A 15,967-nucleotide genomic window follows, 5' to 3' on the forward strand; every position below is an offset into this window, starting at 1 on the left:
TCAGCCGACGGTCTTGGCCGCTTCCGTCCAGCGCTTGGTCAGGTCGGCGAAGATACCCTTGAGATCCCCGGGCGCCGCGCCGCGGGCGGTGTCGACGATCTTCTGGCGGTAGTCGGGCTTGCTGATGCCGACCTCGGAGGCGTTGTCGATCTTCGTGAGCTTCGCCGACTCGGCCTGCGACAGCTCGATGAACTTCACGCCCGCCGCGGTGAACGGCTGCAGCGCCGGCGGCATCGGGGCGCCCTTGACCGCGGAGACGGCCTGGTTCACCGCGGCCGAGTCGGACTTGTCGATGAACCAGTCGAACCAGGCGCGGGCGGCCGCCTTGTGCTTCGAGTGGCTGTTGATCGCGTACTGGTAGTCCGGCGCCACGACCGAGCAGAACTTCCCGTCGACCTGCTTCGGGAAGGGCATGTAGCCGATGCTGTTCGGGTCCTTGCCGGCCTTCTTCGCCGCGTCCTGCATCTGCACGATGGCCCACGACCCGAGCCACATCGTCGCGATCTTGCCGGTGGCGAGCGCGCCCTTCGAGTCCTCCCAGTTGGTGGTGGTCGGGTCGGCCTCGGAGAGCTTGTTCTTCACGATGTCGTAGAGCAGCGTGTCGCCGGTGCTCAGGTCGGCGCCGGCCGCCCACGGGTCGGTGGTGGGCAGCTTGTCGTTCGCCTTCGGGTCGCAGCTGACCGAGCCCACGACGCTGGACCAGGAGCTCAGCGGCCAGCCGTCGTGGTAGTTGGTGTAGTACGGCGTGGCGCTCGTCCTCGACTTGATCGCCTGCAGGTCGGCCACGAACTGCTCGGGCGTGCTCGGCCACGCCGTGACGCCCGCCTGGCTCCAGACGTCCTTGTTGTAGACGAAGCCGTTGACGTACGCGAAGCCGGCGACCCCGTACACCTTGTCGCCGACCTTCGCCTTGTCGGTGAAGCTGTACTTGTTCTGCAGGTCGGTCGCGCTGCCGAGCGGGGCGAAGTACTTCGGATAGTCCTCTGTGGACACCGTGTTGGGGATCAGCAGGACGTCACCGTAGTTCTCGGTGTTCATCCGGATCTTGACTTCGCCCTCGTAGTCGGTGACGCCCTCGAACTTGACGTTCACCTTCGGGTAGAGCTGCTTGAACTGGTCGGCGTACCGCTGCATCGTGCCGTCGGTCACCAGGTCGGTGCGGTTGGTCAGCACGGTGATGTCGCCGGACACGGCGCCGGCGTCGGTGGGGGACAGGGCCTCGTCCGACTGGCCGGACTTGCTCGAGCCGCCGCACGCGGCCGTCGCGAGGGCGGTGACGGCGAGTATGGCGACGAACGCTCGTCTGATCATGGGGTGCGCTCCATTCGGGCCTAAAGCGTTTTAGTAGAGCGGAGGCAATATGGCATCGCGGCGCGACCGCGGTAAAGCGTCTTCACCGAACCGTTATAAGCCGACAAATAGTGCGTTTCGGACAGGCCAAAAGCCCCGCTGGACTGCGGGTTCACGGCGCATGTGGGATCGGAGGGGCGGGGTGTGGTCGGCGGTGGGCGGTCGCGTGCTCAGATCAGGCGGGCGGTGCTGCCGCGGGGGCTCAGGTGGGCGGGGGCGCCGTGGGTGCTCGTCACCGGGTCGCCGTCGATCGCGGCCAGGAGCAGGTGGGCGGCCCGGACGCCGTAGGCCCCGATGTCGCGGGTCAGGGCGGTCAGGGGCGGGTGCAGCAGGCGGCAGACGGGGGAGTCGTCCCAGGCGATGATGGACAGCTGCGACGGCACGGCGACGCCCATCTCGTGGGCGACCGTCAGGCCCGCCACCGCCATGATGTCGTTGTCGTAGATGATCGCGGTCGGGCGGTCCTGGGCGCTGAGCAGCCGCCGGGTCGCCCGGGCGCCGGACTCGCCGGTGTAGTCGGCCGCGACCGTCACGGCGTCGGGCAGGCCGAGCCGCGCGCAGACCGCGGTGAACGCGTCGGTGCGGATCGCGGTGTGCGCGAACTCGGCGATGCCCCCGACGCGGGCGACGCGGCGGTGGCCGAGCGCGGCGAGATACTCCACCGCCTCCACCATCGACTGCGCGTCGTCCGACCACACGCTCGGCAGCGACCCGCTCGCGTCCGGCGGGCCGATGACGATCGCGGGCAGGCCGAGTTCCTCGAGCGCCGGGACGCGGGGGTCGCCGGTGCGCACGTCGCAGACGAGCACGCCGTCGACGCGGCCCTCGCTGTGCCAGCGGCGGTAGAACGCGAGCTCCTCGTCGCGCCCGGCCGCCATCTGCAGCAGCAGGGCGTAGGAGCGGCGGGAGAGCTCCAGCTCCAGGCCGCTGATCAGCTCCATGAAGAACGGCTCGACGCCCAGCGTGCTCGGCGGCCGCTGCAGGGTCAGGCCCACGACGCGGGCCTTGGCCCCGGCCAGCGCGCGGGCGTTGCTGTCGGCGTGGAAGTTGAGCCGGCCGGCCACCTCGAGGATGCGCTCCCGGGTGGCGGGGGAGACGCCCGGGCGGCCGTTGAGCGCGTAGGACACCGCGCCCTTCGACACCCCGGCCTCACGGGCGATGTCGGCGATGGTCGGTCGCTTCACCTCGGCTCCCTCGGCGTCTTTCTCGGTTCAGGCGATGCTAGCTCCACAACGCGCTCCTGTCGCTACCCGAGCCATTGACACCCCGCGTTGCCCTGGCTACGTTGAGCGCGCTTACTCGGTTCAGAGCCAGGGTTCGGGCCGAGGCTACACCACTCGACACAGGGGCCGCCCATGTACCGCTCGCTGCACGAAGGCTGGACCGTCACCGCCACCGGCACCGCCGCCGGCACCGGGGAGGACCCGCGCTGGAGACGCCCCGCGAGCCTGGCGGGCGTCCCGGCCACGGTGCCGGGCAGCGTGCACACGGACCTGCTCGCCGCCGGGCTCATCGACGACCCGTACCGAGACGACAACGAGCTCGCGCTCGGCTGGATCGGGCGGACGCACTGGCGGTACACCACGCGATTCCAGTGGCGGCCCGAGGGCTTCGACCGCGTCGACCTGGTCTGCGACGGCCTCGACACGATCGCCGCGATCACCGTGAACGGGCACCGGGCCGGCGAGACGCGCAACATGCACCGCCGCTACCGCTTCGACGTCACCGGGCTGCTCCGCGAAGGCGCGAACGACCTCGAGATCGCGTTCACCGCGCCCTACGAGTACGCGCTGGCGCAGGCGGCGCGGCTCGGGGCGAGGCCGGGCCCGTACGACGAGCCGTACGCCTTCATCCGCAAGATGGCCTGCAACTTCGGCTGGGACTGGGGCCCCACGCTGGTCACCGCCGGCATCTGGCGCCCGATCGGCCTCGACTCCTGGTCCGGCGCCCGCATCGCGCAGACCCGCACGAGCTCGCGCCCCGACGGCGTCGACGTCACCGTGACCGTAGAGCGGGCCGTGCGGGCCGCGGCCGGGGCCGCGGTGGAGGTGTCCGCCTCGGTCGGCGGGGTGCGGGCCGCGGCCGGGGCCGCGGTGGAGGTGTCCGCCACGGTCGGCGGGGTGCGGGCCGAGGGCCGGCTCGCGCCCGGCGAGGACGAGCTCACGCTGCGCGTGGACATCCCCGAGCCGCGGCTGTGGTGGCCGCGCGGTCATGGGGAGCAGCACCTGTACGACCTCGTCGTCACCGCTGCCGGGGACACCCGCACGAGCCGGGTCGGGCTGCGCGCCGTCGAGCTGGACCCGGACGCGTTCCGGCTCGTCGTCAACGGCGAGCCCGTGTTCGTGCGCGGCTTCAACTGGATCCCCGACGACCCGTTCCCGGCCCGCACCGGCCCGGCCGAGCTCGCCGAGCGCTTCGGCCAGGCGATCGACGCGGGCGCCAACGCGCTGCGGGTGTGGGGCGGCGGCGTCTTCGAGTCCGACGACTTCTACGCCCTCGCCGACGAGCTCGGCCTGATGATCTGGCAGGACTTCCCGTTCGCGTGCGCCGCCTACCCGGAGGAGGAGCCGTTCGCCGCCGAGGTCGAGGCGGAGGCGCGGGACAACATCGCGCGGCTCATGGGCCACCCGAGCCTGGTGCTGTGGTGCGGCAACAACGAGAACATCGAGGGCCACCAGCACTGGGGCTGGCCCGCCGAGCTCGGCGGGCTCAGCTGGGGCGCCGGCTACTACTTCGACCTGCTGCCGCGCCTGGTCGCCGAGCTCGACCCGGCCCGGCCGTACTGGCCCGGCACCCCGTACTCGGGCGCCCCCGACCGCGACGTGCACGACCCGGCCGCCGGCACCATCCACATCTGGACGGTGTGGGGCTCGAAGGACTGGACGCACTACGGCGCCTACACGCCGCGGTTCGTCGCCGAGTTCGGCTTCCAGGGCCCGCCCGCCTACGCCACCCTGCGCGCCGCGGTCACCGACGACCCGCTCACCCCCGACTCGCCCGGCGTGCGCCACCACCAGAAGGCGGTCGACGGCAACGCGAAGCTGCTGTCCGGCCTCGGCGAGCACCTGCCCCGGCCGGAGACGTTCGACGACTGGCACTACTGGACGCAGCTCAACCAGGCCCGCGCGATGGCCTTCGGGGTCCGGCGGTTCCGGGCCCTGATGCCCTACTGCATGGGCACGCTCGTCTGGCAGCTCAACGACTGCTGGCCGGTGACCTCCTGGGCCGCGGTCGACGGCGGGCGGCGCCGCAAGCCCCTCTGGTACGCGCTGCGCCGCGCCTACGCCCCGCGCCTGCTCACCTTCCACGAGGACGGGGTCGCGGTCGTCAACGACACCGCCGAGCCCTGGACGGGCACCCTGACGCTGACCCTGCGGGCGCTGGACGGCGCGGCGCTGCGCACCGAGTCGGTCGCGGTGACGGCGGCTCCGCGCTCGGTCGTCCACGTCCCGGCCCCGGCCGGCGACAAGGACCAGGTGCTCGAGGCGGCCCTCGACGGGCGGCGCGACCTGCGCTTCTTCGCCGAGGACCCGCACGTGCCGTTCCCGCCGGCCGCCTTCGACGCGCGGGTGGAGGCGATCCCGGGCGGTTACGCGGTGTCGATCACCGCGCGCACGGTCCTGCGGGACCTGGCGCTGTTCCCGGACCGCCTGCACCCGGACGCGACAGTGGACGACCAGCTCGTCACCGTGCTGCCCGGGGAGTCCGTCCGGTTCACCGTCGACAGCCCGGCGCAGCTGGACGCCCGGGCGCTCGTGGCGCATCCCGTGCTGCGGTGCGTGAACGAGGCCCGGCCGTGACCCGCGTGCTCGCCGTCGACGTCGGCGGGACGAAGTTCGCGGCCGCGGTCATCGACGCCGACGGCGAGGTCCACGCCCGCGCCGAGGAGCCGATCGCGGGTGACGACCCGGTCGCGGTGCTGCGCCGCGTGGTCACCGCGACCGGGCCGCGGCACGTCGACGCCGCCGCGATCGGCTCGGCCGGGCCGCTGGACCGGGAGCGCGGGACCGTCAGCCCCGTGAACATCCCCGCGTGGCGGGACTTCCCGCTGGCGGCGACGGTGGCGCGGTGGCTTCCGGCCGTACCGCTGAGCCTGGCCGGCGACGCCCAGTGCATGGCCCTGGGGGAGTGGTGGCGCGGCGGCCGGCCGGGTTCGCTGCTCGGCGTCGTGGTGTCCACCGGCATCGGCGGCGGCCTCGTGCTCGACGGCCGCCCGCACCTGGGCCCGACCGGCAACGCCGGGCACATCGGCCACATCACCGTCGACCCGCGCGGCCAGGCGTGCCCGTGCGGCGCCGTCGGCTGCGTGGAGACCTTCGCCAGCGGCCCGGCGATGGTCCGCTGGGCGCGCGGGCGGGGCTGGTCCGGCCCGGACGCGCGGGCGCTGGCCACCGCCGCCGGCGCCGGGGACCCCGTGGCGCGCGAGGCGTTCGACCGCGGCGCCGAGGCCCTCGCGACCGGGCTGCTCACGACGGCCGCCTTGTGCGACGTGGACCGGGTCGTCGTCGGCGGCGGCGTGGCCGAGGCCGGGGACGTGCTCTTCGACCCGCTGCGGCGGGCGCTGCAGGCGCGGCGCGGCATGGCGTTCCTGCGCCGCTTGCGGGTCGGGCCGGCGGCCCTGGGCCGTGATGCGGGGCTGTTCGGGGCGGCCGCGCTGGCCTTGCATGGCGTTCCTGCGCCGCTTGCGGGTCGGGCCGGCGTCCCGGGGCGGTGACGCGGGGCTGTTCGGGGCGGCCGCGCTGGCCTTGCACGGCGTTCCTGCGCCGCTTGCGGGTCGGGCCGGCGTCCCGGGGCGGTGACGCGGGGCTGTTCGGGGCGGCCGCGCTGGCCCTGCACGGCGTTCCTGCGCCACCTGCGGGTCGGGCCGGCGTCCCGGGGCCGCGACGCGGGCCTGGTCGGGCGGCCGCGCCGGGGCCTGTAGACATCGGTTGACTTAACTGCCTTTAGCTGCCTTACTCGGTTCAGTACCGGTTCAGCAAACGACCGGTTCAGCAGACGAAAGGACCTGGCTCATGCGATCACCCCGCCGAGCGGGCGCGGCCCTCGCCGCCGTCACCCTCGCCGTCTCGGCCGCGCTCGCCGCCGCCGCGCCCGCCAGTGCGGCCCCGACCCCGAGCGGCACCGCCACCGCCGCCGACGTCGTGAACTACCTGCGGAGCATCACCGGCCGCTCGATCATCTCCGGCCAGCAGGACGGCCCCAGCTCCGCGCCGAACACCTGGCAGCAGAAGGTCCACGACATCACCGGCGTGTACCCGGGCGAGTGGGCCGGCGACTTCGCGTTCGAGCAGAACGACATCAACGCCCGCCCGACCGTCATCGCGCAGGCGAAGTCGTTGTGGGCGGCCGGCACCGTCCCCGCCCTCGTGTGGCACATGTGCCCGCCGACCGTCGGCTCGTCCTGCCACTGGGACTACGGCACCGGCGCCATCGAGAGCAAGCTGACCGACGCCCAGTGGAACGAGCTCGTCACCGACGGCACCGGGCTGAACACCGCGTTCAAGCGGCGCCTCGACGAGGCCGTGCCCTACCTGCAGGACCTGAAGAACAGCGGCATCCCGGTGCTCTTCCGGCCCCAGCACGAGATGAACGAGGGCTGGTCGTGGTGGGGCGGGCGCCCCGGCGCCGACGGCAGCCGCAAGCTCTACCAGATCACCCACGACTACCTGGCCGGCACCAAGGGCCTGAGCAACCTGGTGTGGGTGTGGAACCTCAAGGACGTCGCCGGCGGTGAGAGCCACGTCGCCGACTACTGGCCGGGCGCGTCCTATGTGGACGTCGCCACGCTGGACGCCTGGGTGAACAAGCAGCCGACGCAGGCCTGGTACAACGCCATGCTCGGCATCGCCGCCGGCAAGCCGATCGGGCTGTCCGAGGTGGGCACGGTGCCGACGCCGGAGACGATCACGGCCCAGCCGCGGTGGACGTTCTTCAGCGTGTGGATCAGCTGGCTCACCGACCCGGCGTGGAACACCAACGACGGGATCAAGCGCACCTACTACGATCCGCGCGTGCTGCACCGCGGTGACATCCACTTCGGTGGCACCACGAACCCGGGCGGCACCGGGCCGATCAAGGGCCTGGCCGGCAAGTGCCTCGACGTGGCCGCGGCGGGCACCGCGAACGGGACGAAGATCCAGCTGTACACCTGCAACGGCACCGGCGCCCAGAACTGGACGGTGGGGACCGACGGCACGCTGCGAGCCCTGGGCAAGTGCGCCGACGTGGCCGGGGGCGTGAACGCCGACGGCACCAAGGTCCAGCTGTGGGACTGCAACGGCAACACGCACCAGCAGTGGACGCGCTCGGGCCAGACGCTGGTGAACCCGGAGACGGGCCGGTGCCTGGACGCGACCGGGCAGAGCAGCGCCGACGGCACGCAGATCCAGATCTGGGCCTGCAACGGGCAGACCAACCAGAACTGGGTCCTGCCATAGCCCGGGTGGTGCCCCGGCGGCTCCCTCGCCGGGGCACCACTGCTTCCCGGGCGGGAGCGTCGGAGGCCGAGCCGGCCGGTGCCGGCCCGGCGCCGGTGCGATCCGAAGGTGGCCACGACCGGGTGGATGACGTCGGCCGCCGTCGCACGACGGGCATGGCCGCGGCGATGCCCGGCGGTCAGCCGGTGCGGCGGTGGTGCGCGAACGTCCCACCGGCGGCGGCGAGCAGCGCGACCCCCGCGAGCAGAGCGGCGGCGACGCCGGCCCCGGGCCCGTCGCCGGACGGCGGGACGGGCGCGGCGGCGACCCGGGTGGTCCCCGGGGTCGGGGCGGCGCTCGGCTCGGGGGCGGCGGCGGGGCCGACGCGACCGATCTGGCCGGTCCGGGCGTCGGCGTAGTACAGGACCCCGTCGGCCACGGCCAGGGCACCGGCGCACACGGCGGGCGGCGGGCCGGCCGGGAGGCGGCGCACCGCGCACCCGTCGCTCGCGTAGAGCGTGCCGCCGGCGTCCACCGCGAGGGCCTGCGTCCGGCCGGTCGCGATCGGCGCGCGGGTCCCGGCCGCGGTGATCGCGAGGACCTGGGTGGCGGTCGCGACGTACACGGTGCCGGCGCCGTCGGCGGCGAGCGCGGCCGGGCGCGGGGCCTGCGCGAACCGGGCCGCGTGCCCGTCCGGCGTCGCCTTCCGCACGGTGTTCGTCTCGGCCCAGTAGACGTTGCCGGCGGGGTCGATCGCCACCGCCAGCACGGCCCCCTTGCCCACGGCGAAGATCGTGCGGGCCCCGTCCGGCGTGAACCGGAGGATGCGGCCGTAGCCCGTGCCGACGTAGACGTTGTCGTGCCCGTCGACGGCGAGGCCCGCCGGGTCGGCGATCTGGTCGGCGAACACCGTCGCCGCGCCGTCGCGGACCGCCAGGATCCGGTGCCGGGCCGGGTCGGTGACGTAGACGGTCCCGTGGTGGTCGGGGCTGATGTCGTGCACGCCGGGGACGGTCGCGACCGAGGTGACGACGTCCGCGGCGGCGGCCGGGGACGGGACGGGGGCCGTCGCGAGCAGGCCGAGCCCGGCGCCGAGCAGTGCCGCCCGCAGTCTGTTCATCGTCGTGGCTCCCTGTCCGAGTCCGAGTCCGTTCCTCGGCCTAACGACCGAACGAAATTTCGGACATGTCGTAAATGTCGCGACCTGACGGCGACGGCATCCGACGGGGAGGCGGCGCGGCTCGCCGGACTGTGCGCAGCCGCGGTCCTCGCGGCCGTCGGTGGTGGTCTTGCTGCCGCCGGTGGTGGTGTGGCGGGGGTCGGCGGCTCGGGACGGCACCCCGCCCGGGGCGGACATCGACGACATCGCGGCGCTCGCGTCCGACATCCGCGGGACGCCCATCGGCATGGTGAACCTCGTCGGCGGCGCGACCGACCGGCGTAGTGGTGGCCCTGGGCGACGTCGCAGCCGGGCGCCCGTCGGCGCCGCGCATCGGGCGCGGTGGCCGCAGGGCTGCGCACCCACGCGGCCACGACCGCGATGCGCGATGCCGTGCTCTAGAACAGTTCCGCCTCGAGGTCGGCCGGGCACTGCCACAGCTCCTGCGACAGCCGCACGTTGCTCGCCGACCAGATCATGCTCAGCCGCGCCGCGCCGTCGTGCACATCGAGGCCCACCATGGGCTTGGACTGCTGGTTCACGCCCTTGAGCCCGAAGAGCGCAATCGGCTCGCCCGTCGGGCGGCGCACCGCCCGGCGCTCGTCCTGGTGCACCTCGTACGCGGCCGCGAGCCGCCACGGCGCGCAGAGCTGCAGCTGCTCGAAGAGCCGCTTCACCCAGGTCTCGGTGTGCCGGGCGAAGCCGTAGGTGATCGGGTAGCCGGCCAGCAGCGCGGTCAGCTCCTCGTCCAGCTCGACCCCGCACCGCCGCAAGGCCTCGGCGGGCGCGTGCCGGTCGAGCAGGCTCACGACGGGGCGGGCGCTTCCGGCGTCGGGCAGCTGCCACCGTACCGCCGCCGGAGCGTCGGCGTGCGTCGCGCTCCACAGCCACGGGAGCCGGTCCCAGCGGTGGTCCTGGTTCGCGCCGATGAGCCCCTCGACCCCGACGGCGAGCGTGTCCCCGTCGGCCCGCACGGCGAGCCAGGGCGCCCGCCTGCTCAGCGCGGTGCCGTCTCCGGCGAGGGCGACGACGGCGCTGCGGACGTACTTGCCGCTGCGGTCCCGCGGGAAGTTGAACGCGAGCCGGGCGTCGTCGAGCCCGGCCAGGTGCCCCGCGAGCGCCGCCGGCAGCTCGCCGGCGGCGGGCCGGCGCACCTTCGGCGCCGCGGCGGCGGCCCGGCGCGCGGCGGCCGTCCGCGCGCGCAGGGCCCGGCGGCGCTCCGGGGCCGGCTTCGGCGGGGTGGCGCGGAGCATGTCGCGGTACCCGTGCCAGAGCCGCACCGCGTCGACCACGGCCTCCTCGTCGCGCACGAGCTGCCGCGGCGCCCAGACCGACTCGTTCCCCGCCGCGTCCCCGAACCCGTCGAGCAGCGTCACCTCGAACACCACGTCGTCGGAGGCCGCGAGGTCGTGCTCGATGTCGACGTCGCGCGTCCAGACGTGCCCGTCGGCGGAGAGCCCGCCCTCACCCGGCGGCACGAGCCGCCGCGCGGCCACCACGGTGACCTGCATCCGGCCCGTGTTGTGCGGCTCGCCGACGACGAGGCCGGTCAGGTTCTCGGGCACCCGCCCGTAGAAGTCGTAGGTCGGGGTGAGCGGGCCGAACGCGGGCTCGATGCCGACCTCGCGCAACCGGGCCGCCACCCCCGCGAGCTCCGCGCGGCGGCGCTGTTCGTGCCGGTCGGGGGCGTCTGCCACGCGCGCCATCCTGCCACAGTCCCGATTCGGTGTCGTGACGGGTGATCTCGGCGGGTGGCCGGCCGCGGCGCCGGGAGGGGAGCGCGTCGTGACGCGGCGGCAGCTCACCGGCGGCGGCGAGCCGCTCACCCGGGCATCCCTCCTTCGCCAAGGCGATCCGCCACGTCAAGTGTCTGCTGTAGCAATGGTGGTATGGACTTCGGAGTCGGCTACTTCCCCACGCACAACGCCATGGCGCCCGGGGCGCTCGCCCGGCTGGTCGAGGAGCGCGGGCATGCGGCGCTGTTCTTCGCCGAGCACACGCACATCCCGGCCGCCCGCGAGACGCCCTACCAGGACGGGCAGGAACTGCCGCAGCGGTACTGGCACACCTACGACCTCTTCGTCGCGCTGACCGCCGCCGCGGCCGCCACCAGCCGGCTGCGGGTCGGCAGCGGCATCTGCCTCGTGATCGAGCGCGACCCCATCATCACCGCGAAGGAGGTCGCGTCGATCGACCAGCTCTCCGGCGGCCGCTTCGAGTTCGGCGTCGGCGCCGGGTGGAACCGCGAGGAGATGCGCAACCACGGCACCGACCCACGGGTGCGGATGAGTGTCCTGCGCGAGCGGGTCGAGGCGATGCGGGCCATCTGGCGCGACGACGAGGCGACGTACCACGGCAAGTACGTGAACTTCGACCGCATCTGGTCCTACCCGAAGCCCGTGCAGCGGCCCCACCCGCCGGTCCTCGTCGGCGGCACCGGCCCGGGCGTGCTGGACCGGGTCCTCGCCTTCGGCGACGCGTGGTTCCCGAACTACGAGGAGGGCATCTTCGAGCGCATCCGCGAGCTGCGCTCACGGGCGGAGCGCCCGATCGGCGTGCAGGTGCTCTCGGCGCCGAGCGACCCGGCGGTGCTGCAACGGCTCCACGAGGCCGGCGTGCAGCGCGCGAGCCGCTGGATCCCCTCGGGCCCGCGCTCCACGGTGGAGCGTGCCCTGGACGAGTGGGAGCACGCGATCGCCGTGTTCGCGGGCGAGGCTTCATGACGGAGCTGGCCGAGACGGAGGCGCGCCGGAGGTTCGCCGAGGCCCGGGTCGCGCACCTGGCGACCGCGACCCCGGACGGCCACCCGCACGTGGTGCCCATCGTCTTCGCCGTGGACGCCGACACGATCTACCACGGCGTGGACGCCAAGCCCAAGCGGCACCTGCGGCTGCGCCGCCTGGCGAACCTGGCCGCGAACCCGCGGGCCGCGGTGCTGGCCGACCACTACGAGGAGGACTGGTCCGCGCTGTGGTGGGTGCGCGCCGACGGCTCGGCCCGCGACCTCGACCCCGACAGCGCCGAGGGCCGGATGGCCCTGGACCGCCTCGGCACCCGCTACCCGCACTTCGAGCTGCGCGGCGGGCTGGTGGCGGTGGACGTCACCCGCTGGACGGGCTGGGCCGCGTCGGAGTCCGCGTGAGCGGGTAGGCGCACCACGAAGCGGGTCCCCGCCGGCTGCGGCACCAGGCGGATCGTGCCGTGGTGCCGGTCGATGACGGCCCGGCTCAGGGCCAGGCCCAGGCCGGCGCCGCGGATGCCGCGATCGCGGGTCCGCGTCGAGCGGTAGAAGCGGGTGAAGAGCCGGTCGCGCTCGTCCTCGGGGATGCCGAGCCCGGCGTCGGCGACGGTCAGCTCCACGCTCGCCGCGGCCGGGGACGTGAGCGCGACGGTGACCCGGCCGCCGTCCGGGCTGTGCCGGATCGCGTTGTCCAGCAGGTGGATGACGACCTGGGCGAGCCGGGCGGCGTCGCCGGGGACGGTGACGTCCGGGGCCAGGGCCGCCTCGATCGTCACGCCGGCCTCCGCGGCCGCCGCCGACACGGTGTGCACGGCCCCGGCGACGAGCCCGGTCAGGTCGACCGGGTCGGCGGCGACCTCGGCGTGGCCGCTGTCCAGCGCGGCCAGGTCCAGCAGCTCGTCGATGATGTGCCGCAGCGTCTCCGCGTTGCGGTCCATCGCCGCGACGAGCTCCGGCACGAGGTCCGGGTCGCCGTCGCGCAGCAGCTCGACGCAGGCCGAGATGCTGGTCAGCGGGGTGCGCAGCTCGTGGCCGACGAGGGCCAGGTACTCGTCCTTGCTGCGGGCCAGCGCCACCGCCAGGTCCTCGGCCCGCCGCCGCTCCAGGAACTGGCCGATGTGCGCGGCGATCCCGGACAGCAGCACCACGAGCGCGTCGGCCGGGTCCTCGGCGGCGCCGGCGAAACCGGTCAGCACGGCCAGGGTGCGCCCGCCCGAGGCGATCGGCACGGCCAGGGCGGTCCCCGGCGGCGGGCCCTCGACCGCGTCCGCGCTGACCAGGCTCCCCTCGGCACCGACGCCGTGGACCCAGACCCGCTCGCCGCTGCGCCAGGCGGTGCCGGCCAGCCCGTGCCCGCGGCGCAGCAGCCGGGGCACCCGGATCCGGACCGGCGACCCGGGGGCCGTCCAGGTCGCGGCCGGCACGAGCACGCCGGACTCGGCGTCGACGAGCCAGAGCTCCGCGTGCGGCCAGTCCAGCGGCTCGGCCAGCACCCGCAGCAGCTCGGGCCCGGCCTCGGCCGCGCTCTGCGCGCCGGCCAGCACCCCGGCGACACCGAGCTCGGCCTCCCGGAACCGCTCGGCCCGGCGCCGCTCGGTGACGTCGTGCACGGCGATGACGGCACCGGTGCGGGTGCCGTCGCGGTCGGTGATCGGCTCGGCGTCGGCGGACAGCACGCGGGCCCGCTCGCCGGGGCGGGACACGGTCAGCTCGAGGCCGCGCAGCCGCTCGCCGGCGAGCGCCCGGCGCAGGGGTCCGGTGGCCGCCAGGCCGTCGGCGCCGCACCCGCCGCAGAGGCGGCGAACGGCCTCGTTCGTGAACACCAGGCGCCCGTCGGCGTCGCAGGCCGCGACCCCGGTGCGCAGGCTCTCCAGGAGCGCGTCGAGGAAGCGGTGCTGGCGGTCGGCGTCCTCACGGGCCCGGCGCTCGCAGACGAAGGCCATGCACGCCTGGGCGCCCTCGTCCACCGCGGTCAGCTCGGCGGCCGTCCACGGGCGGGGCCGGCGGTCCAGCACGGCGCAGACGCCGACCGTCTCGCCCTCGGGGTCGCGGATCGGGAAGCCGGCGTAGGCGCGGATGCCGGCCGCGCGGACCGGGGCGTCCGGCGGGACCCGGTGGTCGAGCTCCGCGTCGGTGACGATGAGCGGATGGTCGTTGGCGATCACCCAGCCCGCGAGGGTGGAGCGCGCCGGGGCGTACCGCTGCCGATCGAACTGCGCCGGGAGCCCGACGCCGCCGGCGTATCGCAGCGCCCCGGCCGTGGCCAGGTGGATCATCGCGGCGGGTGCCCCGGCGGCGCGCGCGGTCAGGGCGGCCAGCTGGTCGGCGGCGGCCTGCGACAGCGCGCCCGCGCTCAGCTCCAGCTCGCCCAGGGGCCGGGCGGGCTCGACCGGCGTGAGCGCGTACGCGTGCTCGTGCATGCGGCCTCCTCGTGCTCACGATATCCGGAAAACGGCAGGTCAACGTCCAGATCGCGGAAGCCTGGCGGGAGCCGTTCACACGGCATCGGTACAGTGCCGATCATGACCGACTTCTCCGGGGACCACCGGCGGCTCATCGACACCGTTGCGGCGCCCGACGGCGCCCGGATCGACGGGGCGGCGGTGACCTACGGCCACGACGGCCAGACCATGGAGGGCTACGCGGTGCACGACGCCGCCGTCACCGGCCCGAAGCCCGGGGTGCTGATCGTGCACGACTGGACCGGCCTGCGCGAATACCCCAAGGCCCGCGCCCACATGCTCGCCCGGCTCGGCTACTTCGCGTTCTGCGCCGACGTCTACGGCGCCGGGCGCCGCTTCGACGACCACGAGGAGGCCGCCGCCGAGGCCGGCAGGTACTACGGCGACCTGCCGCTGCTGCGCGCCCGCGTCCGGGCCGCCTACGACATGCTCGCCGCGGACCCGAACGTCGACCGCGACCGGATCGCCGTCATCGGCTACTGCTTCGGCGGCTCCGCGGCCCTGGAGTTCGCCCGCACCGGCGCGTCGGTGCGGGGCACGGTGTCGTTCCACGGCGCCCTCATCGCCCACGAGCCCGCCGACGTCGCCGCGATCGCCGGCCCGCTGCTGGTGCTCGCCGGCGGCGCCGACGCCGTCGTGCCGGACGCGGCCGTGGCGAAGTTCCAGGACGAGCTGCGCACCCGCGGCGACCTCGACTGGCAGGTGACCACCTACGCCGGCGCCGAGCACGGGTTCACGCTGCCCGGCGAGGCGTACCACGCGACCGCGGACCGCCGCAGCTGGCGCGAGCTCGAGGCGTTCCTCGGCGAGGTGCTCAATGGCGGCTGAGGGCGGCAGCACCCGCGCGGTCGTCACGGCGCTCGCCGCGAACCTCGGCATCGCGCTGGCCAAGGGCGTCGGCGCGCTCATCACCGGGTCGTCGTCGATGCTCGCCGAGGCCGTGCACTCCCTCGCCGACACCACCAACCAGGCGCTGCTGCTCGTCGGGGGCCGGCGCTCGCGCCGGGTGGCGGACGAGCAGCACCCGTTCGGGTACGCGCGTGAGCGGTACATCTACGCCTTCATCGTGTCCATCGTGCTGTTCACGCTCGGCGGGCTGTTCGCGCTGTACGAGGGCTACCACAAGATCCTGCACCCGAAGGACCTCGAGTCCCCGATCGTCGCCGTGATCATCCTCGTCATCGCGATCGGGCTGGAGGGCTACGCCCTGATCACGGCGGCGAAGGCGGCGAACCAGACCCGCGGCAGCCGCACCTGGTGGCAGTTCATCCGCAACGCCAAGGCCCCGGAGCTGCCCACGATCCTGCTCGAGGACGCCGGGGCGGTCACCGGCCTGGTGGTGGCGCTGCTCGGCGTCGGGCTGTCGGTGCTGACCGGCAACGCGGTCTTCGACGGCATCGGCACGCTCGTCATCGGCCTGCTGCTCGTGGCGATCGCGTGGATCCTGGCCATGGAGACCAAGAGCCTGCTCGTCGGCGAGGCCGCGTCGAAGGCGAACGTCGCGAAGATCCGCGAGTCGCTGCTCGGCGAGCCGCTCTTCGACCGGGTGGTGCACCTGCGCACCATGCACCTCGGCCCGGACGAGCTGCTCGTCGCGGTGAAGGTGACGGTTCCCGAGGGTACCGTCGCCGAGGACATCAGCCGGGCGACGAACAGCGCGGAGGCCCGCATCCGCGCGGCCGTGCCGATCGCCACCCTGATCTTCGTCGAACCCGACATCTACCAGCCGAGCTAGCCGGCGCACCGGGTGGCCGGCGCACCTGTCGTCCCGCGGCGACGATCGCAACGGCCGCCCGGATGCCGGCGCGGCTGTCGTCCCGCGGCGACTGGTCGCAACGGC

The 15,967-nt window shown here is 74.4% G+C and carries 12 protein-coding genes; 7 read left to right on the forward strand and 5 right to left on the reverse strand.

The genetic code is table 11. From position 1 onward, the window contains the following. Together ACQP1P_RS18265 and ACQP1P_RS18270 are read right to left on the reverse strand one after the other, a co-directional pair. Complete coding sequence (locus ACQP1P_RS18265; RefSeq protein WP_433087873.1) at window positions 1-1,311, reverse strand: ABC transporter substrate-binding protein; 1,311 nt, start codon at window positions 1,309-1,311, stop codon at window positions 1-3. A 209-nt stretch (window positions 1,312-1,520) separates the two neighbouring features. Continuing rightward, window positions 1,521-2,534: a LacI family DNA-binding transcriptional regulator gene (locus tag ACQP1P_RS18270; RefSeq protein WP_433087874.1), complete on the reverse strand. Its 1,014-nt coding sequence runs from the start codon at window positions 2,532-2,534 to the stop codon at window positions 1,521-1,523. A 171-nt stretch (window positions 2,535-2,705) separates the two neighbouring features. Here ACQP1P_RS18270 and ACQP1P_RS18275 point away from each other — a divergent pair, with 171 nt between their 5' ends. From ACQP1P_RS18275 to ACQP1P_RS18285, 3 genes are all read left to right on the forward strand, one after another. Next, complete coding sequence (locus tag ACQP1P_RS18275; protein WP_433087875.1) at window positions 2,706-5,150, forward strand: glycosyl hydrolase 2 galactose-binding domain-containing protein; 2,445 nt, start codon at window positions 2,706-2,708, stop codon at window positions 5,148-5,150. Further along, on the forward strand, window positions 5,147-6,064 hold the full coding sequence (locus tag ACQP1P_RS18280; RefSeq protein WP_433087876.1) for an ROK family protein: 918 nt from the start codon (window positions 5,147-5,149) through the stop codon (window positions 6,062-6,064). Before ACQP1P_RS18275 ends, ACQP1P_RS18280 begins: the two co-directional genes overlap by 4 nt. A 298-nt stretch (window positions 6,065-6,362) precedes the next feature. Next, entirely contained in the window at window positions 6,363-7,787 is a 1,425-nt protein-coding gene (locus ACQP1P_RS18285) for a glycosyl hydrolase (protein WP_433087877.1), read from the forward strand. 178 nt (window positions 7,788-7,965) lie between these two features. On the opposite strand, the gene ACQP1P_RS18290 is transcribed toward ACQP1P_RS18285, so the two are convergent. Together ACQP1P_RS18290 and ACQP1P_RS18295 are read right to left on the reverse strand one after the other, a co-directional pair. Continuing rightward, window positions 7,966-8,886, reverse strand: a complete 921-nt coding sequence (locus ACQP1P_RS18290; RefSeq protein ID WP_433087878.1) for a hypothetical protein — start codon at window positions 8,884-8,886, stop codon at window positions 7,966-7,968. A 437-nt stretch (window positions 8,887-9,323) separates the two neighbouring features. After that, on the reverse strand, window positions 9,324-10,622 hold the full coding sequence (locus ACQP1P_RS18295) for a hypothetical protein (protein WP_433087879.1): 1,299 nt from the start codon (window positions 10,620-10,622) through the stop codon (window positions 9,324-9,326). Window positions 10,623-10,814: 192 nt separating this feature from the next. Between ACQP1P_RS18295 and ACQP1P_RS18300 the strand changes: the two genes are divergently transcribed. Together ACQP1P_RS18300 and ACQP1P_RS18305 are read left to right on the forward strand one after the other, a co-directional pair. After that, window positions 10,815-11,648 (forward strand): LLM class F420-dependent oxidoreductase, encoded by an 834-nt coding sequence (locus ACQP1P_RS18300; protein ID WP_433087880.1) that lies wholly within the window; start codon window positions 10,815-10,817, stop codon window positions 11,646-11,648. Further along, entirely contained in the window at window positions 11,645-12,067 is a 423-nt protein-coding gene (locus ACQP1P_RS18305; RefSeq protein ID WP_433087881.1) for a TIGR03668 family PPOX class F420-dependent oxidoreductase, read from the forward strand. The genes ACQP1P_RS18300 and ACQP1P_RS18305 overlap by 4 nt, the downstream gene beginning before the upstream one ends. Here the strand turns inward: ACQP1P_RS18305 and ACQP1P_RS18310 are convergent. After that, on the reverse strand, window positions 11,983-14,085 hold the full coding sequence (locus tag ACQP1P_RS18310; RefSeq protein WP_433087882.1) for an ATP-binding protein: 2,103 nt from the start codon (window positions 14,083-14,085) through the stop codon (window positions 11,983-11,985). The genes ACQP1P_RS18305 and ACQP1P_RS18310 overlap by 85 nt on opposite strands. Window positions 14,086-14,187: 102 nt before the next feature. On the opposite strand from ACQP1P_RS18310, the gene ACQP1P_RS18315 reads away from it, so the two are divergent. Further along, window positions 14,188-14,955, forward strand: a complete 768-nt coding sequence (locus ACQP1P_RS18315; RefSeq protein ID WP_433087883.1) for a dienelactone hydrolase family protein — start codon at window positions 14,188-14,190, stop codon at window positions 14,953-14,955. Beyond that, window positions 14,945-15,862 (forward strand): cation diffusion facilitator family transporter, encoded by a 918-nt coding sequence (locus tag ACQP1P_RS18320; protein WP_433087884.1) that lies wholly within the window; start codon window positions 14,945-14,947, stop codon window positions 15,860-15,862. Before ACQP1P_RS18315 ends, ACQP1P_RS18320 begins: the two co-directional genes overlap by 11 nt. Window positions 15,863-15,967 lie beyond the last annotated feature (105 nt).

The organism is Dactylosporangium sp. CA-052675 (assembly GCF_050947935.1).
Lineage (GTDB): Bacteria > Actinomycetota > Actinomycetes > Mycobacteriales > Micromonosporaceae > Dactylosporangium.